Annotated in this window: 29 protein-coding genes; 19 read left to right on the top strand and 10 right to left on the bottom strand. The window is 40.5% G+C overall.

Going from position 1 to position 25966, the window contains the following annotated elements:
* Positions 1-16: 16 nt before the first annotated feature.
* The 7 genes from FTU22_RS03795 to FTU22_RS16430 all read left to right on the top strand — a co-directional run bounded on the left by FTU22_RS03795 (position 17) and on the right by FTU22_RS16430 (position 5429).
* Positions 17-607: a LemA family protein gene (locus FTU22_RS03795; RefSeq protein ID WP_180093075.1), complete on the top strand. Its 591-nt coding sequence runs from the start codon at positions 17-19 to the stop codon at positions 605-607.
* A 29-nt stretch (positions 608-636) separates the two neighbouring features.
* Positions 637-1704 (top strand): TPM domain-containing protein, encoded by a 1068-nt coding sequence (locus FTU22_RS03790; protein WP_180093073.1) that lies wholly within the window; start codon positions 637-639, stop codon positions 1702-1704.
* Positions 1698-2258 carry a TPM domain-containing protein gene (locus tag FTU22_RS03785; RefSeq protein WP_180093071.1) on the top strand — a complete coding sequence of 187 codons (561 nt, stop codon included), beginning with the start codon at positions 1698-1700 and terminating at the stop codon, positions 2256-2258. The genes FTU22_RS03790 and FTU22_RS03785 overlap by 7 nt, the downstream gene beginning before the upstream one ends.
* A 204-nt stretch (positions 2259-2462) precedes the next feature.
* Positions 2463-2927: a pilin gene (locus tag FTU22_RS03780; RefSeq protein ID WP_180093069.1), complete on the top strand. Its 465-nt coding sequence runs from the start codon at positions 2463-2465 to the stop codon at positions 2925-2927.
* Positions 2928-3018: 91 nt separating this feature from the next.
* Positions 3019-3729, top strand: a complete 711-nt coding sequence (gene tfpZ / locus FTU22_RS03775) for a TfpX/TfpZ family type IV pilin accessory protein (RefSeq protein WP_180093067.1) — start codon at positions 3019-3021, stop codon at positions 3727-3729.
* A 76-nt stretch (positions 3730-3805) separates the two neighbouring features.
* On the top strand, positions 3806-5242 hold the full coding sequence (locus tag FTU22_RS03770) for an O-antigen ligase (protein WP_306670212.1): 1437 nt from the start codon (positions 3806-3808) through the stop codon (positions 5240-5242).
* Positions 5243-5264: 22 nt separating this feature from the next.
* Complete coding sequence (locus FTU22_RS16430) at positions 5265-5429, top strand: hypothetical protein (protein ID WP_306670213.1); 165 nt, start codon at positions 5265-5267, stop codon at positions 5427-5429.
* Positions 5430-5465: 36 nt separating this feature from the next.
* Here the strand turns inward: FTU22_RS16430 and bfr are convergent, their stop codons facing one another.
* The 6 genes from bfr to gmk form a co-directional block, all read right to left on the bottom strand.
* Positions 5466-5930 (bottom strand): bacterioferritin, encoded by a 465-nt coding sequence (gene bfr, locus FTU22_RS03765; RefSeq protein ID WP_180093065.1) that lies wholly within the window; start codon positions 5928-5930, stop codon positions 5466-5468.
* A 257-nt stretch (positions 5931-6187) separates the two neighbouring features.
* Positions 6188-6382 (bottom strand): bacterioferritin-associated ferredoxin, encoded by a 195-nt coding sequence (locus FTU22_RS03760; RefSeq protein WP_078192519.1) that lies wholly within the window; start codon positions 6380-6382, stop codon positions 6188-6190.
* 218 nt (positions 6383-6600) lie between these two features.
* Positions 6601-6984 (bottom strand): RidA family protein, encoded by a 384-nt coding sequence (locus FTU22_RS03755; protein WP_180024298.1) that lies wholly within the window; start codon positions 6982-6984, stop codon positions 6601-6603.
* Between the two features lie 54 nt (positions 6985-7038).
* The gene (locus tag FTU22_RS03750; RefSeq protein WP_180093063.1) at positions 7039-9144 is read right to left on the bottom strand and encodes a bifunctional (p)ppGpp synthetase/guanosine-3',5'-bis(diphosphate) 3'-pyrophosphohydrolase; all 2106 of its coding nucleotides are present in this window, start codon (positions 9142-9144) and stop codon (positions 7039-7041) included.
* 218 nt (positions 9145-9362) lie between these two features.
* The gene (rpoZ, locus tag FTU22_RS03745; protein WP_067762989.1) at positions 9363-9644 is read right to left on the bottom strand and encodes a DNA-directed RNA polymerase subunit omega; all 282 of its coding nucleotides are present in this window, start codon (positions 9642-9644) and stop codon (positions 9363-9365) included.
* A gap of 76 nt (positions 9645-9720) precedes the next feature.
* Entirely contained in the window at positions 9721-10344 is a 624-nt protein-coding gene (gene gmk / locus FTU22_RS03740; RefSeq protein WP_078192517.1) for a guanylate kinase, read from the bottom strand.
* Positions 10345-10477: 133 nt separating this feature from the next.
* Between gmk and ispH the strand changes: the two genes are divergently transcribed.
* From ispH to rplS, 12 genes are all read left to right on the top strand, one after another.
* Positions 10478-11428: a 4-hydroxy-3-methylbut-2-enyl diphosphate reductase gene (gene ispH, locus FTU22_RS03735; RefSeq protein ID WP_180093061.1), complete on the top strand. Its 951-nt coding sequence runs from the start codon at positions 10478-10480 to the stop codon at positions 11426-11428.
* Positions 11429-11591: 163 nt separating this feature from the next.
* The gene (locus FTU22_RS03730) at positions 11592-12053 is read left to right on the top strand and encodes a GspH/FimT family protein (RefSeq protein ID WP_180024301.1); all 462 of its coding nucleotides are present in this window, start codon (positions 11592-11594) and stop codon (positions 12051-12053) included.
* Positions 12053-12565, top strand: coding sequence for a type IV pilus modification protein PilV (gene pilV / locus FTU22_RS03725; RefSeq protein WP_078189360.1), 513 nt, complete (start codon positions 12053-12055; stop codon positions 12563-12565). Before FTU22_RS03730 ends, pilV begins: the two co-directional genes overlap by 1 nt.
* Position 12566: 1 nt before the next feature.
* Positions 12567-13643, top strand: a complete 1077-nt coding sequence (locus FTU22_RS03720; RefSeq protein WP_180024302.1) for a PilW family protein — start codon at positions 12567-12569, stop codon at positions 13641-13643.
* Positions 13640-14419: a PilX N-terminal domain-containing pilus assembly protein gene (locus FTU22_RS03715; protein ID WP_180024303.1), complete on the top strand. Its 780-nt coding sequence runs from the start codon at positions 13640-13642 to the stop codon at positions 14417-14419. Before FTU22_RS03720 ends, FTU22_RS03715 begins: the two co-directional genes overlap by 4 nt.
* Positions 14420-14436: 17 nt before the next feature.
* Entirely contained in the window at positions 14437-17949 is a 3513-nt protein-coding gene (locus tag FTU22_RS03710) for a hypothetical protein (protein ID WP_180024304.1), read from the top strand.
* 9 nt (positions 17950-17958) lie between these two features.
* On the top strand, positions 17959-18429 hold the full coding sequence (locus FTU22_RS03705; protein WP_180024305.1) for a type IV pilin protein: 471 nt from the start codon (positions 17959-17961) through the stop codon (positions 18427-18429).
* The gene (locus FTU22_RS03700) at positions 18423-18902 is read left to right on the top strand and encodes a type IV pilin protein (RefSeq protein WP_180024306.1); all 480 of its coding nucleotides are present in this window, start codon (positions 18423-18425) and stop codon (positions 18900-18902) included. Before FTU22_RS03705 ends, FTU22_RS03700 begins: the two co-directional genes overlap by 7 nt.
* A 144-nt stretch (positions 18903-19046) precedes the next feature.
* The gene (gene rpsP / locus FTU22_RS03695) at positions 19047-19304 is read left to right on the top strand and encodes a 30S ribosomal protein S16 (RefSeq protein ID WP_078189354.1); all 258 of its coding nucleotides are present in this window, start codon (positions 19047-19049) and stop codon (positions 19302-19304) included.
* A gap of 17 nt (positions 19305-19321) precedes the next feature.
* Positions 19322-19870, top strand: coding sequence for a ribosome maturation factor RimM (gene rimM / locus FTU22_RS03690; RefSeq protein ID WP_078189353.1), 549 nt, complete (start codon positions 19322-19324; stop codon positions 19868-19870).
* 42 nt (positions 19871-19912) lie between these two features.
* Positions 19913-20653 (top strand): tRNA (guanosine(37)-N1)-methyltransferase TrmD, encoded by a 741-nt coding sequence (gene trmD / locus FTU22_RS03685; RefSeq protein WP_180004770.1) that lies wholly within the window; start codon positions 19913-19915, stop codon positions 20651-20653.
* 139 nt (positions 20654-20792) lie between these two features.
* Positions 20793-21164, top strand: a complete 372-nt coding sequence (gene rplS, locus FTU22_RS03680) for a 50S ribosomal protein L19 (protein ID WP_078189351.1) — start codon at positions 20793-20795, stop codon at positions 21162-21164.
* Positions 21165-21227: 63 nt separating this feature from the next.
* Here the strand turns inward: rplS and FTU22_RS03675 are convergent, their stop codons facing one another.
* The 4 genes from FTU22_RS03675 to FTU22_RS03660 all read right to left on the bottom strand — a co-directional run bounded on the left by FTU22_RS03675 (position 21228) and on the right by FTU22_RS03660 (position 25933).
* A complete protein-coding gene (locus FTU22_RS03675; RefSeq protein ID WP_180093059.1) occupies positions 21228-22187 on the bottom strand; it encodes a triacylglycerol lipase in 960 nt (319 codons plus the stop codon).
* A gap of 225 nt (positions 22188-22412) precedes the next feature.
* Entirely contained in the window at positions 22413-23378 is a 966-nt protein-coding gene (locus FTU22_RS03670) for a triacylglycerol lipase (protein ID WP_078192507.1), read from the bottom strand.
* Between the two features lie 202 nt (positions 23379-23580).
* A complete protein-coding gene (locus FTU22_RS03665) occupies positions 23581-24585 on the bottom strand; it encodes a triacylglycerol lipase (RefSeq protein WP_180093057.1) in 1005 nt (334 codons plus the stop codon).
* A gap of 367 nt (positions 24586-24952) precedes the next feature.
* Positions 24953-25933 (bottom strand): triacylglycerol lipase, encoded by a 981-nt coding sequence (locus FTU22_RS03660; protein ID WP_180093055.1) that lies wholly within the window; start codon positions 25931-25933, stop codon positions 24953-24955.
* Positions 25934-25966: the final 33 nt, after the last annotated feature.

Below are 25966 nucleotides of genomic sequence, written 5' to 3'. Positions count from 1 at the left end.
CTTGAGGTTAAGGGTTATGAAATCAATGAAAAAAAGCATGCTCGCAATCGCATTAGTCAGTACATTGACCCTGAGTGGTTGTGGCTATAACACATTACAAGTCAAAGACGAGGCCGTTACAGCAGCATGGTCTGAGGTGCAAAACCAATATCAACGCCGTGCAGATTTGGTACCTAACCTTGTCAATGTGGTTAAAGGTTACGCGAAACATGAGGAACAAGTACTGACCGAAGTGACTCAAGCACGTGCCAATGTTGCGGGCTTAAAAGTGGATAAGGAAGTTTTAGAAGATCCAGCACTGTTCCAAAAATATCAAGAAGCACAAGCGCAGATGACCAGCGCACTTTCTCGTTTAATTGCAGTCTCGGAAAATTATCCGGACTTAAAAGCCAATGAGCAATTCCGTGATTTACAGGTACAGCTTGAAGGCACTGAAAACCGAATTGCTGTCGCACGTAATCGCTACATTACTACGGTACAAGACTTTAATGGCTATGCACGCCAGTTCCCGCAAGTGATGACAGCTAAAGTCATCGGTATGGATACCAAGCCTAACTTTAGCGCAGAGCAAAGTGCACAAACTGCACCGAAAGTTGATTTTAATTAATTGGCGTCACTGCATTGTGAGGTGGGCTGATGGTGTATTTTGAGCTAAAACATACAGGTTTGTTGTGGTTGCAGCGCATGGTTTTAGCATGCTTATTGTGTGTGGTGGGTTTCACACATGCAGAAACTGCCACCGCTACAGATGTAGATGCTGAAACAGTTGTTGTCGGTAAAATATTAAAAGATCAGCAGTCAGCTACGCAAAAAGAAACAACAGCACAGCCTGAAATCAAAATTCAGCAGCCGAATATTGCCAATGATATGGTAGATGGAGAGTCAATTCGTGGCTTGCCGACCCTAAATGAACCTGTAGTTGATCAGGCAAATTTACTTTCTGCTGCTGAAAAGCAAGCCATTAGTCAGAAAATTTTACAGTTACACGAACAGGGCAAAGCACAAGTTGGTGTCGTGATTGTGCCAACCACGGGCCAAGAAGATATTTTTGATTATGCCATGCGTGTTGCAGAAAAATGGCAACTCGGTTCAGCAAAACGTGACAACGGGATATTGATGGCGATTGCTGTGAATGATCACAGAATACAAATCCTGACGGGTTATGGGCTGGAAGGAATCATGCCTGATATCATCGTTAGTCGCATTATTCGAAATCAAATTACACCTCATTTTAAGGAAGCCCAATATGCTCAAGGTATTGATGCTGGCTTAACGGAAATAACCCAAATTTTAAATCAAGACCCTGAAGTTGCCGCTCAAGCAGCCCAAGAGTTAAAAGAACGTCAGGAACAAGCTTTACACGAGCAGCAAGCCAAAGAGAAAACGTTTACAACGGTTCTCATCATTTTGGTGATTGGTATTTTTGCATCCTTTATTGTGGGTAAGCGCTTAAGTGCGTCAACTGCTGCTGTTGCAGGTACCGTTGCGGGTTTGGTCAATGGTGCAGGTCTATTCACCAGTCTGTTGATGGGTGGAGCAATTTTCTTTCTACTCATAACTGCTATTGCTCAAACCATTTTTCAAATGTTCCTTGCCGGTGGTGGTGGGGGTGGTGGCCGTAGCGGAGGTGGTGGCTTTGGTGGCGGAGGCTATAGTGGGGGCGGTGGTGGCTTTGGCGGTGGGGGAGCATCAGGTTCATGGTAACGAAAACAGAAACAACAGAAATTGTCACCTGTCCTAAAACACAGGAAATACAGCAACCAAGTTTTAAACGCTGGTTGAAGCACTTTTTTTATATGCCTGCAGCAAACCGGTTTTTTAATAAGCAAGATCAGCAGGCCATTGCGCAAGCGGTGACAGAAGCTGAGCATGGCCATGTGGGCGAAATACAGGTCGTGATCGAAGGGCATATTCCTTCGGACCAAGCCTATTATCAAAATACCCGTGCACGTGCTGAACAGCTCTTTGCTGAACTGGGTGTGTGGGATACAGAATTTAATAGTGGTGTTTTGCTTTATTTAAACTTATGTGAAAGTCAGGTTGAAATTGTCATTGATCGTGGGATGAGGCAGGCAACCGATGCCCAAGTGTGGCAGGATATTTGCGCGCGAATTATCCAAAGCATGCAAAATAAACAATACCGAATAGCTTTGACGGTTGGTGTAAAAGAGATTGGTGAAGTGATGGATCACTTTTATGCAGGGAAGTCTGTAGATAGAACGAATGAAATCGCAAATGTGCCCATTATTCTGCGCTAAAAAACGGTGATAAAGTGACACAAATCGTCACTTTTAAACACAAAAAGAGACGTAATGATTACAAAAAATAAAAATATTTTTTTAAAGTGCTGTTTTTTCTGTCATTTTCACTATAATAATTCTTGGCACGCTCTGTGCTATTTATAAAACAAGCTACATAGCTTTATTAAATAATTAAATTAAAAAACATTTGTGGAGAATGTTATGAAATCAGTTCAAAAGGGTTTTACTCTTATCGAATTAATGATCGTTGTTGCAATTATCGGTATTCTTGCTGCAATTGCGATTCCTCAATACCAAAACTACATTGCTAAATCACAAGTTAGCCGTGCAGTTGCAGAATTAGGTTCAATCAAAACGGCTTATGAAGACTGTTTAAACAATGGTCAAACTGGTACAGGTGCATGTGATCTTGGCTTCACTGGTTCTTCTATCTTGAGCTTAAGTGCGCCTGCAGTTACAACTGCTGGTACTGCGCCTACTGCTGAAGTGACTAACACAGTAGCGCTTACTTCTACAGGTACAATTGCGGGTACATTTGCAGGTTCTGCAGCAGCAGCACTTACTGATACTACCCCAGCTACAGTAACTTGGACTCGTACTGCTTTAGGTTCTTGGGGTTGTGCTACAACTGCGCCAGCTAAATTCCGTCCTTCTTCTTGTCAATAATTGATTTAAGAAGTTAGCGAAAAAAGCTCCCTCTATGGGGGCTTTTTTTATCCAAACTTAAATAACCTTGGCATATAGAGAGTAAACCTGAATGACTCTTTCTAAAAGAATTCGTTATTTTTTGGGACATTTTAGTTGTTCTATAGGTGTGGGTTTAACACTGCTTGCTTTGGTCTTTTTAGTATGGTATCCGGCACCGTTAGCCAAAGCCGAAGGCGTGACCCATATTTTTTTAATGCTCTTGGCGATTGATGTGACTTTGGGGCCAATACTCAGTTTATTGGTCTATAAAGAAGGCAAAAAGACCTTAAAAATGGACTTGGCTATCATTATTTTGATTCAGCTGTCTGCTATGTTGTATGGGCTGTATAGCATTACCCAATCACGTCCCGTCTGGATTGTACAAAATGGCAACATCTTCCAAATGGTTCGAGCAAATGCAATATTGCCGGAAGATCAAAAAGACGCGAAGCCTGAGTATCAGACCAAATTATGGACGGGTCCTCAATGGGTGGCGGTCAATCAACAACATGCACAATATCAGCGTTATGCAGAGCAAACGCTAGTACCAAACGTGTATACCGCACTGTCTGATGCTAAACAGCGCATTCAAAGGAATGCACAACAGCTCGACGCGTTAAATACTTTTAATGATTCTGCACAGGTACAGCAGGTATTAAAACAATATCCAAACGCTACCGCATGGATGCCGTTACGTACCACAGGTTTGGGTTTAGTGGTGCTGCTCGATCAGCAACAAAATGTAGTTGCCACGGTTGACCTTAGACCTTGGCAGGAATAAGACCTGAAAAAGCAGATTACCTTTTAATCTGCTTTTTTATTATCATAAGCACAATTTTTTACGAATTTGATTCCCAATGAAATCCATTTGGATGTGGCTTGCAGCCATCTTGATTGCGCTGGCATGGCTGCTGCCGGTGCATTATCGCCCTTGGGTCACCTATACTGGTGATGCCATGGCATTTTTAGCGTTATTTGCGCTGACCATTCCCTTATTCAAACAACGTTTGCAGGTGCCTAAAATCAGCTTACCGTTGTTATTACTCATGTTTGTTCCCTTATTACAATGTGCAACGGGCGAGCTATTTTTCTTTAGTAAGGCGTTGGTCAGTAGCTGCTATATTTTTGCGTTTTGGCTGAGTATTGTCGTGGCGTATAACCTGAGCTTGGCAGAGCAGCGTCCGACTTTATTTGCCGCATTTTGTGAATTGGTGCTGTATGTGGCAGCGTTGTCGGGCGTAATTGCCGTGTTCCAATGGTTGACCATTGATCAGTATTTTCCGGGTTTCATGGCAGACTTACGTTCAGGACGTCCGTATGCCAACTTTGCGCAACCCAACAATATGGCGACGTTCCTGATTTTAGGGGTGTTGTCGGCACTATACTTGTATGAGCGTAAGCAGCTGGCACTGGGTTGGCTGATTCCAAGTGTTGCGGTGATTTTATTTGCGATTGCTTTAAGTCAATCTCGGACATCATGGGTGGCATTGCTGTGTATTGTTATTTATATGGGCTATCAGCGCTATCGGGGTCTTTTACACATTCATTGGCGTAGCATAGCGCTTTGTGCCATCAGCTTTGTGGCTTTTTTATGGTTGATTCCACAGGTTAGTACGGTTTTTGCGGAAGCCCTAGATGCCCCGATTAAGGCGGTAGACTTGGCACGCCGTGCCACAGGCGATATGTCGCGTATGGCGATTTGGAACCAAATGCTGCATGCCATTGCGGCAGAGCCATGGTGGGGCTATGGTTGGCATCAAACCAGTGTGGCCTATACTTTAATTAGCGATACCGTACAGGGGCCGGTTTGGATTAAAAGCGCACATAACTTTGTACTCGACTTTGCGCTATGGAATGGTTTAGTGATTGCTGTGCCATTTTTGGCTTATTTTGCTTATTGGATGCTGCGCTTACACCTCAATATTCGTTCCTTAGAGTCGGTGGTGGCGATGCTTATGCTTGGGGCAATTTTGACCCATGCCATGCTCGAGTTCCCATTATTTTATGCCTATTTCTTATTGCCTTTTGGTTTCTTAATTGGGGTATTACAGGCGCAAAAAGACGGTGCATGTTGGTCGTGGTCGCCACGTTTTACTCAACTGAGTTTTGTGGTGGGTGCAGTCATCATGTTGGCTATTCATCGTGATTATGTGGTGGTTGGTCCAAAGTTAAGTCAGTCCATTAAATACGATGATCCTGCCAAATGGACCAATAACAAGCCTATTTATTTGTTAAGTGAGTTTGATCGCCGTATTGCTTGGGTACGCTTAAATCCTTATACGCGTCAGTCCTGAACACATTCAGCAAATAGATGAAATGGTACTCAATTATCCTATTCCTTATGATTTGCTGAAATATGCACGGCTCTTGGCTTATAACGGCTATGAGCAAGAGGCGAAACATCAGTTGTTGCGCTTAAAGTTATTACGTGACTTGAATGTCTCTTATGAATCACTCATCGAAGAACAGCCTAAACCTTAAAACAAAAAAGCCTGCTTAACGCAGGCTTTTTTTAAATTAGAGCTGACTTTGAATATAGTTTTCAATACTCACCTGTTCAATGAGGTCGAGTTGAGTAGTGGTCCAGTCTAAATAGGCTTCTTCTTTTTCTAAAATTTCTTGTACCAAATCACGGGTCACATAGTCCATGTGTTGTTCAGCCAATTGTATGGCTTGCTGCATGGCTTCAATATTTTCCTGAACTTTACGCACGTCACATTGCAGCACTTCTTGGGTATGTTGCCCAATATAGAGTTTGCCCAAATGTTGTAAATTCGGTAAACCTTCCAAGAACAAAATACGTTCAATGATTTTGTCAGCATGTTTCATTTGGCGAATAGACTCTTTGTACTCAGCTTCGCCTAGCTTTTCAATGCCCCAATCGTTAAACATCCGTGAATGAAGAAAATATTGGTTAATTGCAGTTAAATGATGATAAAGCACTTGATTTAACTGATTAATTACATCACGATTGCCTTTCATGTCTGACTCCTTAACTGCAATAAAGCTCGAATTAAGCAATATAAATTCGATATTAGAATAGAAATATCTTAAACAACAAAGTGCAATTTAGCGAGTATTTTATAGAACAGCAAATGAAAATCACAATCAAAACAAGGCGCTAATTTTCAGGACTTTAATAAATAAAAACCCGCTTAGAGTCAGAAGCGGGGGAGGAGGAATGGTCTAAAACCATTGGTTTTATAATTATGATTGTTAAGAAAATTTAAAAGCTTGGTTTATGCGGCAATTGCGATACGGGCTGCAATTTGTGCAACTTCATCACTTATGATCATACGAGCTTCAGGAGCACAGCGACCACAACAGGTGCCTAAATCAAGCATATCGCGAACTTCACGATAGCTTTCTGCGCCATTGGCAATTGCATCTTTAATGTCTTGATCAGTAATACCACGGCACAAACAAACGTACATGAAATCAAACCAAGTGAATAAACGGGATAAGTAATATTATTGATAATTATTATCGTTTGTCAATAAAAATCATTTAAAAATGCTTTTAAAGTGATTGAGTTTTTGAATAAAAACTGTCATTTAAGCGGAAATCTGAGTAATGCTCAGATTTCCATGTGAGGCTTTTTGTTCTTTTGGAATATGATATTTAGTGAAAGGCTTAATCGGTGTTTACTAACTTATTGATTAATAATCACCACGCCATCCATTTCAACTAGTGCACCTTTTGGTAGGCTAGCAACACCGAGTGCTGCGCGTGCAGGGTAGGGTTGAGCAAAGTATTCGCCCATAATTTGGTTGACCAATTGGAAGTTAGAAAGGTCAGTGAGGAAAATATTCAGCTTAGCGATATCTGCTAGCGAACCACCTGCAGCTTCACATACCGCTTTTAAGTTGTCGAATACACGGCGAATTTGAGCTTCAATGCCTTCTACCAGCTCCATACTATATGGATCTAAGCCAATTTGACCTGATAAATACAAAGTGTCGCCCACTAAAATGGCTTGTGAGTAAGTACCAATTGCAGCGGGTGCATTTTCAGTATGGATTACCTGGCGGGACATCTATTTCTCCTATTATCATCACAGACACATCACATATAAATATGTGGTGTCAGGTTAGCTGGCAACTTTCGCAGGCTCAGCAATGGCAACAGGTTGTGCCAAACGACTGATGCGTGGGAAGCCAAAATGCATTCTTAAATTACGGATAATTTCGGCAATTTGTTTACGATTGTGTACAACAATATTCACATAGGTTTTTTCTTCATGTGAACGGACAGTTTCTACACCGACTTTTTCTTTACGGCATAGATAGATCAGTTCTGAAATTTGCTCATCATTTAACAGCATGTTTAAGCATAAATAGGCTGTAAAACTAATGTCCTCACTGTCTTCTGTAGTCCAGTGTAAAGGCATGATATTTTCAGGATGTAAATGTTGTTCATGCAATAAATTATGACAACGTGAACGGTGCACAATCAAACCACGACGTGATAAATGCCCTTGTATTGGATCACCTAAAACCGGGTTACAGCAGTGCGCATATTTGACGTCGACGCCATCAGTGCCCAAGATTAAGCGTGCAGAGTTTGAATTCTGAATGGTATCTTGAGCATATAAATGATTAGCAACCAATTGCGGTAATAAGTCACCCACGGCAATGTGTTCAAATAATTGTTCTTTATCATTTAAATGACGCCAATTCAGCACATTTTCCCAATCCGCTAATGTCAAATCACTTACAGAACGGTTAAAGAGTTTTAATGCGCGATTTAAAGCTTGCTGACCCACTAAACGTTGTTCATCTTGGTCTTGGTCGCGGAGGATATTTTGTAATGCGCGGCGGGCTTTTTGGGTATTAATAAAGCTTAGCCAGTCAGGGTTTGGTGTTGCAAGAACATCAGTGATAATTTCAATCACTTGACCACTCAGTAATGGTGTTGAAAGGGGCTTGGTTTCCCCATCAATTTTCGCACCAACGGCATGGTTGCCCAAAAATAAGCTTGCTGAATAAGCGAAATCAACCGCTGTGGCACCCTGAGGGAGTTCATGCAAATGACCATGTGGGGTATAAACCCAAATTTTCTCTTGATGTAGATAATCGAGTAATTCACTAAATGTTGTCTTGGCACATGCACCATCGACTAACACGTTTAAATTTTGCATGGAGGCTTGGATCGCTGAGCGACAAGCTTGTGGTGCATTTTCACCGAGAACCACACCAAAGCGCGCCGCTTTACGCATCAACTCCGTTTGGATAGTCAGAGATAAAATGGTCTTTTCACCTTTTAAGCGCATCATCAGTGACTGGTTGCCACCGGGTAACGGGCGGCGAATATGATCGGTGTAATTTAGAACTTTAAAGCTTTCTTTAAGGATATCAGCAAGTCGGTCACAGTCTGCGATGCTTTGTAAAATAATTTCAAAGGCATGACTATGGGTGAGCTCTTGCAGATCGATATCGTTTTTTACAAAGTGGCGAAGTAATTCAATATTATTATTCTTCTTTTTAATTCGACCTGAAATATGGTGTTGTTCTAGCAAGGTGGTGAGGTTGTTTTCCCACTTGGTCTGGTATTCGCAGCGTTTCGGTTTGGTTTGTAATAACGCTTCTTGAACATTGTTATACATATCTAAGTCGAGATTTTGATAACACAAATGTTCAAGGTTGTCGGCCATTTCATTCATACCGACAAGGCGTGCCATAGGTACAAAAATTTCAAAAGTTTCTTGGGCAATACGAGCACGTTTGTCAGGGCGTAAAGCACCTAGTGTGGTCATATTGTGATAACGATCCGCCAGTTTAATAATAATGACACGTGGGTCTTGTAGGGTGGCTTGCAGAATTTTACGGAAGGATGCGGCTTTATTATATTCTTTATCACTAGAGTGGCTGAGTTTAGTGACGCCGTCGACGAGTTCAGCAACGGTCAGACCAAATTTTTCAGTAATATCTTGTTTTGTAAATTCGGTATCTTCAATGACATCATGTAGTAAAGCGGCCATTAAAGTTTCCGCATCAAGACGCATATGCGCCAAAATACAGCTCACCGCAATTGGGTGGAGGATGTAGGGTTCGCCACTTTTACGTGTAATGCCATCATGAGCAATATCCGCATAGTCGCAAGCTTCAAGCACGCGTTCGACATCACTTACTGAAAGGTAAGCGTCGATAATCACATTTAACTGTTGCTTGGCTTGGCTGACCATTGGGCCTGGCATAGAACACCCTTTTACTACTGATTTACAAATGAAACGGTTAATACTTTAATGAAATGCATATCGCATGACTTGTCAATTTTTTAGTTTAAAAAAATGAAAATCTTTTTTGCTTGCTTTGCACGTCTTAAGCTTATGTTATAACTGTTCTGAGTAAAATATTAAAGAGAATCCATAAAAAAAGCCTAGTTAAAAACTAGGCTTTTAAGGTCAGGTTTATCTTATTGGAAAGAAAAACCGTCTAAGTTTAGGTTATTTGCAGAAAGTGCAAGGTCTAAACTTGAAGTTTGGTAGTCTTGTTCACGTTGTTTCAAAATGTCTTTAGAAACGTGACCCGCTGCGATTTCACGAAGAGCAACAACGGTAGGTTTGTCATTGTCCCACTCAACAGTGGGTTCGATACCTTGACGTGCCAATTGACGCGCGCGTTTGCTTGCCACTAGTACAAGCTCAAAGCGGTTGTCTACATGGTCTAAACAATCTTCAACGGTTACGCGTGCCATAAGAATTCTCGTTTGAATATAAATTTTTAACAGATTGTGCAGTATAAGGTGCTTTGTCTATAGACTCAAGTTTTAATCACTGCTCCGTAGGGGTGATTAATTTCTCAATCAGTTTTTCATGGCGCATAGCTTGTTGTTTTAAAACAAGACGATTGGCAATAATAACGGACTCTAAGTCATGCAGTGCTTTATTAAAGTCATCATTAATAATGATATAGTCAAAATTAACGTATTGCTGCATATCTTCTACGGCACAGCTAAGACGATGTTCAATCACTTCAACAGAGTCTGTACCACGATTGGATAAGCGTTGACGTAAATCGAACTGACTCGGAGGGAGAATAAAAATTTGTCTAGATTCAGGAAAAAGTTTACGAACCTGTTCAGCACCTTGCCAGTCAATTTCAAGTAAAACGTCATGACCTTTGGCCAATTGCTCTTTTACTGTGCGCTGTGCAGTACCGTAATAATTACCAAAAACTTCTGCATATTCAATGAAGCCGCCTTCATTTACCAAAGATAGAAAATCTTCTTTTTTTGCAAAATGGTAATGTACGCCGTCTAATTCGCCAGGACGCTGACCACGAGTGGTATGAGAAACAGAGACATGTAAATTGTTTACACGTTCAAGCAGGGCTTTAACGAGGGATGTTTTGCCTGTTCCCGAAGCAGCAGAAACGACAAACAAGAGACCCGACATGATATTTTTCCTGATATGATAAAATATCTTCTCTATTTTAGAGTAGACGCGCGCCAAACAAAATAGTCAGACGTCTATTGTTTACATTTATTTCAAGTGATACCCGTAAAATTGAGTGGGCATTGAGGATTCTATGGAAATTGTTTTAGCTAATCCACGCGGTTTCTGTGCAGGTGTTGATCGCGCCATCGCGATTGTGAACCGTGCACTGGAATGCTTTAATCCCCCAATATATGTGCGTCATGAAGTAGTACACAATAAATTTGTGGTGGACGACTTACGTCAACGCGGTGCGATATTTGTGGATGAACTGGATGAAGTACCTGATGACAATATTGTGATCTTCAGTGCGCATGGTGTATCTAAAGCGGTACAACAAGAAGCTGAACGCCGTGGGCTAAAAGTTTTTGATGCGACCTGCCCTTTGGTGACCAAGGTGCATATAGAAGTGACCAAGTACGCTCGTGAAGGTGTGGAAGCGATTTTGATTGGTCATGAAGGTCACCCAGAAGTTGAAGGGACAATGGGTCAATATGACACCAAAAATGGTGGTTCGATTTATTTGGTTGAAGATGAACAAGATGTTGCAGAGCTAAAAGTGGTGCATCCTGAAAAAGTAGCGTTTGTAACTCAGACAACGCTTTCTATAGATGACACAGCAAAAGTGATTGATGCTCTACGTCAGAAGTTCCCTGAAATTCAGGGGCCGCGTAAAGATGATATTTGTTATGCCACTCAAAACCGCCAAGATGCCGTACGTGATCTGGCTGAGCAATGTGATGTTGTATTGGTTGTGGGTTCACCGAACTCTTCGAATTCGAACCGATTACGTGAATTGGCTGAACGGATGGGTAAGCATGCTTATTTGGTGGACAATGCCGATCAGTTGCAGCAAGACTGGTTTAATGAGCACACAAAAATTGGTGTAACTGCAGGAGCATCGGCACCTGAAATTTTAATTAAACAAGTAATTCAGCGCTTACAAGATTGGGGGGCAAAAGCGCCGCAAGAACTGGATGGTCGTGAAGAAAATATTACATTTAGTTTACCAAAAGAGTTACGTATTCCTGTAACTCAGGCATAAAGTGTTAATGACTTAACATTCTGAATTTTTTAAGAATTGACAGATAATTGCTTTTTGGCAATTATCTGTTTTTTTATGCCTTTTATCCTAATTTGTGTTTGTTTTGTAATTTAATTAGATATTATTTTTAATAGGGTAAAGTTTGGCGCGCCTTGGGGGGAGTATGCAGAAAAATAATGGATTTACGTTAATTGAGCTGATTGTGACAATTGCTGTGATAGCAATTATTGCGGGAATGGCAGCGCCATTTATGAATAATATGCTTTTAAATCAGAATCTAAATAAAAGTACGAATACTTTAATCTCGGTAATGAATGAGGCAAGAGCTCAAGCTGTATTAAATCGTCAAAATGTAGAGGTTGATCTTTCATTAAATACTGTTACCTCGAGTAGCGCTGAAAAAGAAAAAATGAGAGAAAAGCTTTTGTTTGGGTGGAGTCCTTCTGGTAAATCTGAATTAAAAACATCAGTTAGCCCTATTGTATTTGATATGACAGGAAGAGTGAGTAGTTCAATGACTGACGTAGTCATTGAAGTCTGTAACGAAAATTCCGGAGAGAAATCAAAGATAATTACGATTTCAAGAATGGGGATAATTCAACAAATTGTAGAGGGTACTTGCTAATGCATCATTACATATCAGTACAGAAAGGTTTGGGATTGATGGAGGTCCTAGTCGCGCTATTAGTGCTAGCAATAGGCGTGCTTGGATTTATTGCATTGCAATATCGTGCAATTGAGGCATCGGCTGAAAGTACCTATCGAGTAGAAGGCATGAGTTTGGCTCGTGATTTTGCCGAGCGCATTCGTGTAAATCGGGGTGCTTTGGAAAAATATAAGTCTGAAATAACAACGCCGGCTGAACAAAAAACGTCTACTAAAAACTGTTATCAGACCGCATGTGATGCAGATGAAATGGCTGATTTTGATGTTTCTGAAATTGTTAAAAAAGCACATGAAAAAGCTATGGCAGTAAATTTGATCGATTGTCAGGGGAATGATGATGGTCGTGCATGTATATATGTCGCGTGGGGGGAGACAAGCCCGACGAATGAAACGGATGCAGGGGCTGGTGGATGTACTAACTCGACTTCTTATGATCCAAGTTCAACATGCCTGATCATGGAGGTGTACTAATATGAAACTTCAACATGGTTTTACATTAATTGAGTTAATGATTGCATTAGCATTGGGTTTGATTGTTTCTGCTGCAGCAATATTGATGTTTATTACGGCTCAAAAAAGTTATGCTTTACAACAAGGTATGGCTAATTTGCAGGATAATACCACTTTTGGTTTGAATTATATTACTGACGAAATTAGATCTACTAATTTAAACAATATTAAATCCATCATAAATGACGAAACAACATATGGAGGAATAGTATTTACATCTGCTGCAAATGCACGAACTATTCCTGCAACTGATACCGTACCCAAAAAAGTATTTAGTAATTTATATCCAACATTAATAGGCGCTAATACGGCGGAATCTTTTTTGACATCTAGTGGGATTCATTCATCTAATGTCTCTTGTGCTGATGTAATAGATAATGGTTGTGAGTCGGGTGATGTGTCTAGTGATCAATTAGTTATTCAATACAAACCTCAATATGTCACAGATGATAAAGGAACAACAGTTACATCAGATGATATGTGGTTTGGGGGATACGATTGTGAAGGTAATAAAATTGAATTTTTAAAAACAGAACCTGCAAAGCGAATTATTGTACAGCGCTATTTCTTAAGGGAAGATACCGATAAAGGTACTGAACCAAATGAATCACTTTCTTTAGCTTGTGATGCAGGGTGGTATTGGGAGTCTTATAAAAATAGCGCTTCTGCAGACGTCAATCCAACAGTATTAACTGATTTTGGTGGTCAGGGTGAAATTATAATGAAACGAGTTGACCACTTTCGGGTTTTATTTGGGATTCATACGAAAAATGGTTATGAATATATTTCTCAAGAAAAATATATGGATTTAACAGAAGAGCCTAAACCGCGGATTTTATCTGTACAGTTAGGGCTATTAGGTCGTTCGACCCAAAGTGTTGGAAGTGATTCAGCTTTTAAGGATGATCAAGAATTTAAAGTTTTGGATCAGACAGTCGTTGTTAAAACACCAAAAACTAATTCATCTTCTAAGTACGTAAGACAAGTTGTTTCTCAAACGATTGCGTTACGTAACACGTTTGGGGAGCGAGGAAAATGAAAAATCAAAATGGTGCGACCTTAATAGTTGTATTGGTACTTTTATTGGCGATAACTGTAATTGGGACATTAGCTATAAAAAATAGTGTAGTGGGTTTAAGCATTGCTACAAACAGCCAAGCTCAACAATTACTTTTACAAAATGCTGATTCAGCTTTTTTTAGTGTGGAAAAAGAAGAGAACTTAATTCAAAGTTTAACCACGAGTGGAATGTTTGGTTATATCAGTGGGGCTGAAAATAAAGATAAAGAATTAGTATTTTGCTATATGGGTGATAAGGCGGACTTTTTTGATATTAATCGTGCCAGCATTATGCAATGGGAAGGTGGACAGTCAAAACCAACAGCAAATGCAATGGGAATGGATGGTTATTGCAGTACATCAACATCTACTACAAGCAACTTTTTTACGAGTGGTCGTAAGGCTGTTATTACTCAAGTTGCTGTGAAATATTCAACTCAGTCTGATGCGGATCCATTTTATGGAATGCAGTTCGGTTCTGATGAAAAGGGTGTGAAGTTTGAAAAAAGTAAACCAGTGAAAGTGTTCGCTGTTTCGATTATGCCTGCGCTCAGCACAGCAGATCGCTCGAAAATTGATACTTGTCTTAATGCAAGAATGAATGAAGTTTCCATACCTGATGGTACGACAAAACCATCTAAAGTTGATCCCATCGAGGATGATCCAACTAAAAGTGTGACGGAATGTTTGTCGGGGTTAAATGTTCCATATACTTCACATGCGACTGAGTATGTGATTGCACAAGATTTTACGTGATTTGGGAGTAAGAAAAGATGAAAAAGATTGAACAGAATGCGATAAAAAAATCCTATTGTCTGAAAATTCTTGCGACCAGTATCGCAGCAATTTATACGGGTCTAGTAGCATCAAGTGTAGCACAAGCAAGTGATATTGATATTTATCAGGAGGCCAAGTCGGGTGATATTACCTTGATGTTTGTACTTGATATTTCGGGCAGTATGGGTAATTTTGATTCAGGAACAACAGGAAGTAGGATTCAACGTTTAAAAATTGCAATGACCGATTTATTGCAAGGGAATACAACAAAAAAAATATTGCCAATTAGTGACGATAAGGTAATTGGTATCTCCACTTTAGGGGCTAAGTATAATAATAATAATTATAATACTGGTGCAGTATTAGTTCCAGCAAGACGGTTAGACTGCGTATATGGTGCGGTTGGTTGTTTTAATATGCCTAATAATGGGAAAACCCATAGGCAAATTTTGATCGATCAAGTAAATAGTCTTACAGCTTCTACTAATACACCAACCTCTCGTTCATACAGTGAAGCTATAGCATACTTAATGGGGGAGACAACTTCTGGCACAACTGGAAGTGGTTACGCTTATTCAGATGATACAACAAAAAATGCTGCGACAAATAAATACCAAAAGCCTGCATCATTAGTGCAAACAGATGCAATAAAAAAATGTAGTGGTCAAGGTGTCTATATTTTGACTGACGGTGACCCTGTAAATGATAGCAGTCCTAGAGATCTTATGAAAAAGGCACTGGGTGCTTATGGTAATGCTTTTACATGTACGGATAATAGCACTTGGACATGTAGTCATCAGCTGGCTGAGACATTATTAGACCCGACTAAAAATCCAGTTAATTTAAAAATTAAAACTGCGATGGTTGGGTTTGGTAATTCTTTTAACTCTGTACCAAGTTTTGATAAGGCTAAAACTCGTGCTGAAAATTTGGCAGCGGTGGATGCTTCCAATGCTAGTACGAACCAAAAGAATGCGGCTAAGTTAGGAATTATTGGTGAGGGTGGGTGGTATTCTGGAAAAAGTTCTGAGGATATTGTAAATAGTGTTAATGCCTTTTTAGGTGACTTAGGAGTGGCAATACCAACTGTTACGACGGGTTCACCTTCTGTTCCGCAAGACGCTTTAAATCCATCAGTTATTCAAGATTTTGCATATTATCCTCAATTTCAACCAACCCCAGAGAAAAGCTTTCAACTCTGGGCTGGTAATTTAAAAAAATATGCTGTTATCAACGGTGTATTAAAAGATAAAAATAAAAATACTATTTTAGATGATGAAGGTGCGATTAAAGATAATTATGACCTGTGGGCAGCATCAGTTGTTGATGCAAATAAAGAAGGTGATGAGTTTACAGAAGGTAGTACTAAGTTTGCATTGCGTGGAGGGGTGTTTTCTCAACTAAAATTAGGTTTTAGTGCGAGTGATAACACAAAAGAGCAACGTAAAGTATTAACAAATCGAGATGTAAATTCAGGTGTTTGGAGTGGTGGGACTAAACTTAGACAGGTCACTCGGGCTGATCTAACAAATAGTGTCTATAAAGCCGATAATGCAAATAATAGTTATCTTATGGCTTTGCTTGGCTATAACGTAAATGATTTAAACAACCCAACATCAACAACTTTAAATAAAGAGTTACGCCAAATCGGTGCAGTAATGCACTCATCTCCTTTATTAATTACGAATAAGGGTAAAATTGCATACGATAAAGATGTCAAGCGACTCAGTTCTGAGGGGCGTGAAGATTACATTTTATTTGGTACTACACAAGGTGTTTTACATGTCGTTAAAGCTGGAAAACAACGTTTAGAAAATGGCGATATTGTAATTGGTGATAAAAATGGATCTGGAATTTCTGATGCTGGTGGTGATGAAGTATTTACATTTGTGCCAAATGAAATGATTGAAAAGCAAAAAAATGCTTTTCTAAAATATGATTCTACAAATGGCGGTGTTAATAATCTTTATTATGGTATAGATGGGCCTTGGACCGCTTATACCGAATATGTGGTAGATGATAATGGTTACTTAACCGTTGGTTCAGGAAAGGGAACGCAAAAAGGCCGACAGATGGTATATGGTGGACTACGCATGGGCGGAAAAAGTTACTACGCGTTAGATCTGCAAAATATGAGCGATCCTAAGCTGAAGTTCCATATAGACCCAGAAAATCAAAAAGTTTTTTACAATAACACGTCTAAGTCGTTCACCCAACTTCAACATATGGGGCAAAGTTGGTCTAAACCAGCAATTGGTTGGATCAATTGGAAGGATTCAGCAGGAAAAACGACTCGTAAGCAAGTAATGTTTGTTGGTGGTGGTTATGATGCAAAAACTGGGACAACAGCATGTAATACTGGTACAGATACGACTTCCAAAAATGTAGGTTATGAATGCCCTAAATATGCACCGACAAGCTCTGCTCCAGCAAAAGGGGCTGGTGTTTATATGTTTGATGCACAAAATGGTGATTTATTATGGTGGTCGAGTGCGAGTGCTACAACTAGTACAGCAGTACCTTTAGCATCTAATGTATCAACAATGATTAATAGTGTTGTTAGTGAGATCCGAACTGTTGATCGCGACGGTGATGAACTCATTGATAATATTTACTTTGGAGATTTGGGTGGTCAAGTATTTAGGGTTGATTTAGACAATAAAGCAACGGCTCTAGGCAATATTGTTAAAAAGCCTGTTCGATTACTGAATTTGAGTAAAACTGGTGGGATGAGTCCACGTTTTTATGATATGCCAGCATTTTCATTATATAGTGACCAAGGTGATGTTTTTGCACTTATCAGTATTGGCTCTGGAAATAGAAGTAAGCCGTTGCAGGATTATGCCTCAGGTGCAGATTATGAAGCGGTTTATAATGTTTATGATAAAGATGTTGCTAATAAAAATTTGATGTCATTATCTGCATATAGTACACAAGATATTATAAGAACAAATCTTGTTGCGATTACGGATGAGGATCGTAAGGATGATACTACGCTTAAAGCACCTTATGCTTCGACAAAAGGTTGGTATTATGAATATAAAAACTGTTCTGGTTCAGACTCATGTAATAACTACAAATTTCAAAGTGAGAAGGTATTTGGCACCCCAATCGCAATGAATTACGTACTTTACGTAACTACTTTTGATGGTTCCCGTCCAGGTATTTCTGGAGATTGTGGTGCTGGTGTCAAAGGTGAAAGTTATCTTTCGCGTTTATGTTTGCCATATGGTCAGTGTGATAAAACAAAATTTGGTACTGAATGGTATGGTAAAGATGAAATAGGTGTAGGTATTCATACAGGCACAGTTGTCAGTGTTGATGACGGGTCTGGTAGTGGAACTGGCGGTGGAAATGGTGGTGGAAATGGTGGTGGAACTGGCGGTAGTGAAAACAATTATTGTTTAAGTACTGGGACTCGAACTATTTATAATGGTCTGGGTGGTAATACCGGTGAAGCGAGTAAGATTTGTTTAATTCCTCAGCGTTGGTATGCCAAGTTACAATAGGTGGGCGGTATGTATAACAAAAATACTTTATTTGCTCAAAAAGGTTTTACTTTAATTGAGTTGATGGTTGTCGTTGTCATCATTGCAATACTTGCAGCTATTGCTATTCCTAGTTATCAAGCTTATGCAAGAAAATCTTTAGCATCGCAAGCACAACAAACGATGAAACAAATCGCTGTTGATTTGGAGAAGCATAAAACGCGTAATTTTAATTATTTAAATTTTACTGCTTCATCCAATTTGTTGGTTGTACCTAATGGTGCGACGGGCACTGATATTAAATATAATATTAGTGTTCGAGATGGAGCGAATACAGCAAATACTTTAAGTAATTCATCTTCTACCGGGCAAAGTTGGGCAATTATGGCTACATCAACCGATGAAAAAAATAATAGTTATGTAGTAACGAGTACCGGTATACAGTGTTTTAAGCAAGGGAAGACAATAGGTTTTGATTGTTCCGGAGCAGAGTCATGGTAAGAAAAAATGGCTTTACACTTGTTGAATTGATGATTGTTGTTGCGATAGTTGGAATACTTGCAGCATTTGCATATCCCTCATATCTTCAATATGTGAAAAAAACTAAACGTACTGATATGCAAGCAAATATGTTGCAAGTTGCTGCACAAATTCAGCGCTTTAAAATTGCTAATTTTAAGGTAACAGGTGCAACTATGACTGATATTGGTATTAAGACTACATACCCGATTCAGGGCAATCCTTTGTATATGTTAGAACTGCAATGGCTTGATGATAGTGGAGTTATTGATACATCCTCACCCTTAGGTTCAGAAAGGTGGTTATTAGTTGCTACACCAATTGCAACTTCAACTCAGCACCTTGATGGGCATATTGCACTAAATTATAAAGGTGAGCGGTGTTGGACTGTTGGTACAGATAATTCTGGTACTGCTTGTACTCCATCTGCCACCTCAAACTGGGACGGCAAATAACCCCAAATTCAAAATTGTGGATAAACACTTTTTGATCTTTCATTCAGGGCAAATTTCACGTAAAATATTGCCCTCTATGAAAGGGGTTTGAAATGTATCGATGGTCGGTACAGGGATAATCCGTAAAAACTATAAGGTTCTATCATGGTTGTTATTCGTCTTGCACGCGGTGGTGCTAAAAAACGTCCGTTCTATCAAATCATTGTGACTGATAGCCGTAATGCACGTGACGGTCGTTTCATCGAACGTATCGGTTTCTTCAACCCTACAGCTCAAGGTAAAGCAGAAAAACTTCGTTTAGATGCTGACCGTTTTGCTCACTGGGTTTCACAAGGTGCTCAACCTTCAGAACGTGTTGCTTCTTTAGCTGCTGAAGCTAAGAAAGCTGCAGCTACTGCTTAATTAGTAGTAGGTTGCCCATGACACCAACACAGAATGTTCCCGAAGATCGTATTCAGATTGGACAGCTACGTTCAGCATATGGATTAAATGGGTGGCTCTGGGTCTATTCCAATACAGAACCTATGAGCAATATTTTTGACTACCTCCCTTGGTACATTGAGACCAAAGCAGGTTGGCAAACAGTAGATGTAAAACGTTGGAAACCACATGGCAAAGGCTTGGTTGTTTCGCTAAAAGGTGTGAGTGATCGTACCGCGGCAGATAACTTGGTTGGCGCAAATATCTGGATTTCTAAATCGCAACTGCCTCAAGCAGGCGTGGACGAGTACTACTGGTCAGATTTGAAGGGCTTAACAGTGTTAGGTCTTGGAGAAGATGAACAAGAAGTCAACCTCGGTCAAATCCACGAATTGTTTGAAACAGGTGCTAACGACGTGATGGTAGTTCGCGCTACTGCTGACAGTGTCGATAGCGAAGAGCGAATGATTCCATGGCATAAAGATGTAGTACAGCGTGTTGATCTCGAAGCTGGTCGTATCTACGTAAATTGGGGCGTAGATTATTAATCCTTTAAGGATTGACGCAGCAGGAAAATAGAGGAGTCTGCGATGTTTTTTGCAGTCATTACGCTTTTTCCTGAAATGTTTGAAGCGATTACAGCCTACGGTATTAGCGGGCGCGCAGCAAAACGTGACATTGTGCAAGTTCATTGTATCAATCCACGCGAATTTGCTGAGGGCAACTACAAAAGAGTGGATGAACGTCCATTTGGTGGTGGTCCAGGTATGGTGATGATGGCTGAGCCATTAGCGAAAGCAATTCATCGTGCCAAAGAGCTTGCCAAGCAAGCGGGTGCTGTTCATGTCCCTGTGGTGTATATGTCGCCGCAAGGAAAAACCTTAAATGAACCTGCGGTACAAGATTTCGTCAAATATGATGGATTGATTGTATTGTGTGGTCGTTATGAAGGAGTTGATGAGCGTTTGATCCAACAATATGTTGATCAGGAATGGTCAATAGGCGATTACGTTTTATCTGGTGGTGAACTCCCTGCGATGGTTTTATTGGATAGTGTGATTCGGAGACTTCCGGGTGCAATGTCTGATGAGCAATCACATGTGCAAGACTCATTTGTGGATGGTCTTTTAGATTGCCCACAATATACCAAGCCAGACCATTTTGAAGGTTTAGATGTTCCTGAAGTATTAAAATCGGGACATCATGCCAATATTGAGAAATGGCGGTTTTTGCAGCGATATCAACGCACTTTAGAACGCCGACCTGAGTTGGTTGAAAAAGTTGAATTGACCAAGCAGCAAAAGAAATGGCTAAAAGATTCCAAGGTTTAAATTTTTTAAATCTTATATTAGGCTCTTTATGCATTGAAGCGGTCAAGCATAAAGGGAAAGTCAATCGGGTCTATGCGCTTTAGCCTCTAGCCCCAGCGATGATTAGACCTCTTCTAACTCGCATAATCGGAGATACCCCATGAGCGGTAAACATCCTTTAGTACAAGCTGTTGAAAATGCACAGTTGAAACAAGACATCCCTGCTTTTGCTCCTGGTGACACAGTAGTTGTTCAAGTTAAAGTAAAAGAAGGTGAGCGTGAACGTCTTCAGGCATTTGAAGGTGTTGTAATTGCTAAGAAAAACCGTGGTTTGAACTCTGCGTTCACAGTACGTAAAATTTCTAGCGGTTTCGGTGTTGAGCGTGTATTCCAAACTCACTCACCAATCGTTGCTGGTATCGAAGTGAAACGTCGTGGTGACGTTCGTCGTGCTAAACTTTACTACCTACGTGAATTGTCTGGTAAAGCTGCACGTATTCGTGAAAAATTACCAGCTCGTAAAGCAAAATAATTTGTTTTACAACGCTGTAAAAAAATGCGCCTTTAGGCGCATTTTTTTATGCAAGAAAGAAAATTATAACCCTTGAAGTTTCAAACGATTGGCATGTTGACGGTAGACTGAAACAGGGTCTGGTGCAAATAAGCCTTTCAAGCCTAATACTTGATTGACTTCATCGAAATGGTTCCACTTATAATTATCACGGATGGTTTTACCCAATTTACTGCTGCATTGGCTCACTAAGCCGTCGTTCGGTTGTCCGCTAAATGCAATTGGCCCCATTGCGGTAAAGATCGTGTCTGGATCAAGTAGGTTGGTGGTGTTGGAAATACCTGTCCATGAATAGAAGCTAATGCCATTGGCTACACTTGGGCCATCAGCACATTTGGTTGCAGGCATACCCAGTGAGAATTTTGCATTAAAGGCTTTGACTCCCGGTTGAGACATACTATAGATCGATGCTTTAAAATTTGACGGTAGATTCGACTGCTGTGCGAAGTTAATCACTGGGGTCATTAAGGCATCCATAACTGTCGCTAATACGCCATTTAAAATCGGTACGCTCTGTACTAAATCCGCCACAGGTGAACCGTCATTAGTGCCTGCGACTGTACTGACAGAGGCAACCAAATCAGGTCGTACGCCAGCAATATATCGAGCCGTAGGGCCACCATGTGAGTGACCAATTAAATTCACTTTGGGTTTGCCAGTAATGGCAACCACTTGTTCAACTTGGTCTAACAGTTGTTCACCGCGAACTTCAATGGATTCCAATGGGGAGATTTGAGTAGCAAAGGCCGTTGCCTTATGGCTTGCCAAATCGGGGAGAACTTGATACCAATAATCTAGACCAAAAACGGCACCGCCTAAGTGATTAAAACCAAACATCCCGTGTACAAAAACTAGGGGGTATTGGGTTTCAGCATAATTGTCGATGACTTTTTTAGTGGTCGCTTGCTGTATACCCAATGCAGCATGCGTTTGGGTCACTGCCATACTTGCAAGGAGCGTGGCGCAGAGCAATTTTCCTTTCATTTTTTCATTCCTTTCTTTTTGTTTTGGTTTTTAAACTGTGATTCAGTTCAGTTTGGAAATAGACAAACGCGTCTATTTGACAATTTTTATTGTCATTAAGGATTATAAAAAAAGGAAAGTAAAATGTGAGAACTAATCGATAGAATGAAAGATATTTTGTACATTGATTAATGAAAATATCATTAAACCCTGAATTTACAGGGTTTAATGTATAGCTTTACTAAATTATAAACCTTGAAGTTTTAAACGATTTGCATGTTGACGATAGACGTCGACAGGATCTGGTGCAAATAGCGCTTTGAGACCAAGCACTTGGTTAACTTCATCTAAATGGTTCCAGTTGTAGTTATCACGAATGGTTTTACCAAATTTGGCACTACAGCGTGATACGAGGCCATCATTGTCTTTTCCGCCATCGATCAGTAATGCGGTCACTTTTAGTGCTGAGTCTAAATCTAAAATATTGGTGATTTGGCCCACACCTGTAAATGAATAGTTATAAATGCCTTTCTCAACGCTATTGCCATCAGCACAATTGGATTTAGGCAAGCCCAGAGGGAATGCGGCATTGTACTTTGCAGAACCCGCTAGCGTTAAACTTGAACCACCTGCCAATGCATCATGAGGGTAAGTCTTTGGATCTAGACCTTGCGCCCAAACGATGGCTTTAGAGACAAAATTCACAGCTCCAACCAAGGGTGCTTCGACAGCGGTGCCTTCAGCTTTTAAAATTAAGTCTGCAACAGGGGAGCCTTGATGAGGTCCTGCAACACTGGTTAATGAAGCCACGACATCTGGGCGAACACCGGCAACATAACGAATCGTTGGTCCACCATGACTATGTCCAATTAAATTCACTTTATCCGCACCTGTGAGTGCTTGGATTTCAAGAACTTGTTGTAGAAGCTGTTCGCCACGCACTTCGGTAGAGTTAAAAGGCGATACGCGAGTTGCCCAAACATTTGCACCATTTCGGGCAAGATCAGGAAGGATTTGATACCAATAGTCGAGTCCAAATGAGTCCGTACCAACGGTAATAAAACCACCCATACCATGGTTGAATACGATTGGATATTTGGTCTTTGCATAGCTGGAACTAGCTTTGGCAGTGACTTGGGTTGCTTGCGATGCAGATACATTACTGATGAACGTAGCTGCAATTAAACCTGCTAAAAATGATCCGTATTTCATGAGCGATCCTCAATGTATTATTGTTTTATGACAATATTTATTGTCACTTCTAATAAAGCAATAAAGATCACCTGTTGCAAATTGAAAAAGATTAACTGTGACGCTAAATGTAACAAAATAAAAGATCACGAATTTTCAGATTGATAAAAGCAAATAAGAGGGCCGAAGCCCCCTTATTGCATTTAAATTTCAACGATAAAAATTAAAGTCCTTGCAGTTTTAAACGGTTTGCATGTTGACGGTACAGCGCCACAGGATCTTGTGCAAATAGACCTGTTAAGCCGAACATCATATTGGCTAAATCGGTATGGTTAAGTTTGTAACTGTCATTAATGACTTTACCGATATAAGCACTACAACGTGCAACCATACCATCATTGTCTTTATTGCCATAAGACAATGGCCCGAGTTGCATCAGGATCGTGTCGATATCAAGTAGATTCGTGGTTTGCGCAACACCGGTCCATGAATAGTACTGAATGCCTTTGCTGTCGACTTGCTTTAAGTTTTTGCTGCAATTTTCTGAAGATGCCAAAACACTGTCAGCTACAGCAGATTTTGCAACCGTACTGTTAAATGCAGCAGAACCTGTTTGTGATAATGATTTCATAGAAGCATCGAAATCGATTTCAAGCTCAGGTTTTGCCTGACCTAAAGCAATCAGCGGGCCGACAATATAGTCACCTAAAATATTAAAGGCAGTGCGAGAAAGTGAGTTGCCTTGAATATCATCCGCTACTTTAGAGCCGTGATAGGTTCCTGCAACACCTGTAATAGACGCAATGTACTGTGGTTTTGTTTGAGCAACATACAATACAGTTGGACCACCATGAGAGTGACCGATTAAGTTAAGTTTTGACTTCCCTGTAATAGCCAAAACATCTTCAACTTGTGCAATTAACTGCTCACCACGATGTGCTGTGGTATTTGCAGGAGATAATTGCGCTGCGAATACGGTTGAGCCATTTCGTGCCATATCTGGCAAGATTTGGTACCAATAATCTAGTCCGATGGTGTCAGTGCCGATACGTGACCAACCGAGCCAACCATGCACCATTAAAATTGGATATTTGGTTTTTGCGTAGTCAGATTTTGCCGTTTCCTTCACCTGGAGGACGCTAGGCGCAGCTTGAGTGCTTGCCGATATACTCATCGCTAAGCCTGCAGCTACAGAGGCCATCTTGGCCGTGTTTACTAAAGATCGCATAAATGTTCCTTGATCTGATGTTGTTTTTATTACTTTTTAATAATGAAAATACTCTCTGTTTTTAAGCAACATCTTTGTGATTGGCCAAGCCATATCTTTGATTTTAGAGAGTTTGAATAGACAAAGATGCCTTGTCATTTTTTCATCCTCGGTTTGAAATTCCATGTCATTTTAGGACATGGACGGCGTTGAGGTGACAAGTATATTTATATACATTCGTTTTTTATTTTTATCGTTTATTTTAGTTGTTATCATTTAAGAACTTATTGAATTAAATTGTTTAATGCGTACAAATAAAAAAAATTGTAAACAAAAAAGGACGTCCAAAGACGTCCTGTTCAGTGCTGAAAGGGAACTAACTTTTGAGTTAAAGTCCCTGTAATTTTAAACGATTGGCATGTTGGCGGTAGAGCGCAACTGGGTCAGGTGAAAATAGGCTGCGTAGGCCAAAGATCATATTCACTTCATCTAAGTGGTTGTGATTGTAGTCGTCGCGGATCACTTGTCCGATGTGGGTGCTACAGCGTCCAACCAAACCGTCATTGTCACGATTTCCATAGGCCAAAGGGGCAAGCTGACTAATCACTGTATCTAGTACATCTAATACATTCGTGGTTTGCGCTGTACCTGTCCATGAGTAGTAATACACGCCTTTGTCGACTTTGGCACCCGAGTGATTGCAGTTCGCAGCCAGTGCTGCAGTTGGAAATTTCGCATTAAATTCAGCAGAACCTTTTTCACTGATCGCGGCAAGTGATGCATCAACACTGTTGGGTAGACTCGAGTTGCCTTCAGCCCAAGTAATAATCGGTGCTAAGAGTTGATCGCCAAGGACCCCAAAGACTGAATTAATAGTTTTATTCGCTTGGATTTTATCTGCGACTAGAGAGCCACGATAAGTGCCTGCAACCCCAGTCACCGAAGCCACATATTCAGGTTTGATCGCTGCAATGTAGCGAGTTGTCGGTCCACCATGTGAATGACCAATGAGGTTCACTTTGGGTTGGCCGGTCAGAGCAAGAACTTCTTCGACTTGAGAGAGCAATTGCTCACCACGGACTTCTGTCGACTCTAGCGGAGAAACTTGGGCAGCAAAGGTATTGGCCCCATTACGAGCTAAATCTGGCAAAATTTGATAAAAATAATCCATGCCAAAGCTGTCAAAACCAATGCGAGTAAACCCGAACATACCATGGGTAAACACAATCGGATATTTGGTCTTGGCATAGTTTGCCGAGCTGTTGGCGGTGACATGTTGGAGTCCTGCCGCCGCTTGGGATTGTGTGCTGGCGATCACTGCTGATGTAGCGATGATTGCGCATAAAAGAGCTTGTGGTTTTTTCATCATTTCATCCTGAAATTGAGGTTGTTTTTAAATTGT

This window comes from Acinetobacter sp. YH12076, from assembly GCF_013419525.1.
Taxonomy (GTDB): Bacteria; Pseudomonadota; Gammaproteobacteria; order Pseudomonadales; family Moraxellaceae; genus Acinetobacter; species Acinetobacter amyesii.
The sequence above is the reverse complement of the archived record's forward strand: the minus strand, read 5'-3'. Positions and strand labels throughout refer to the sequence as shown.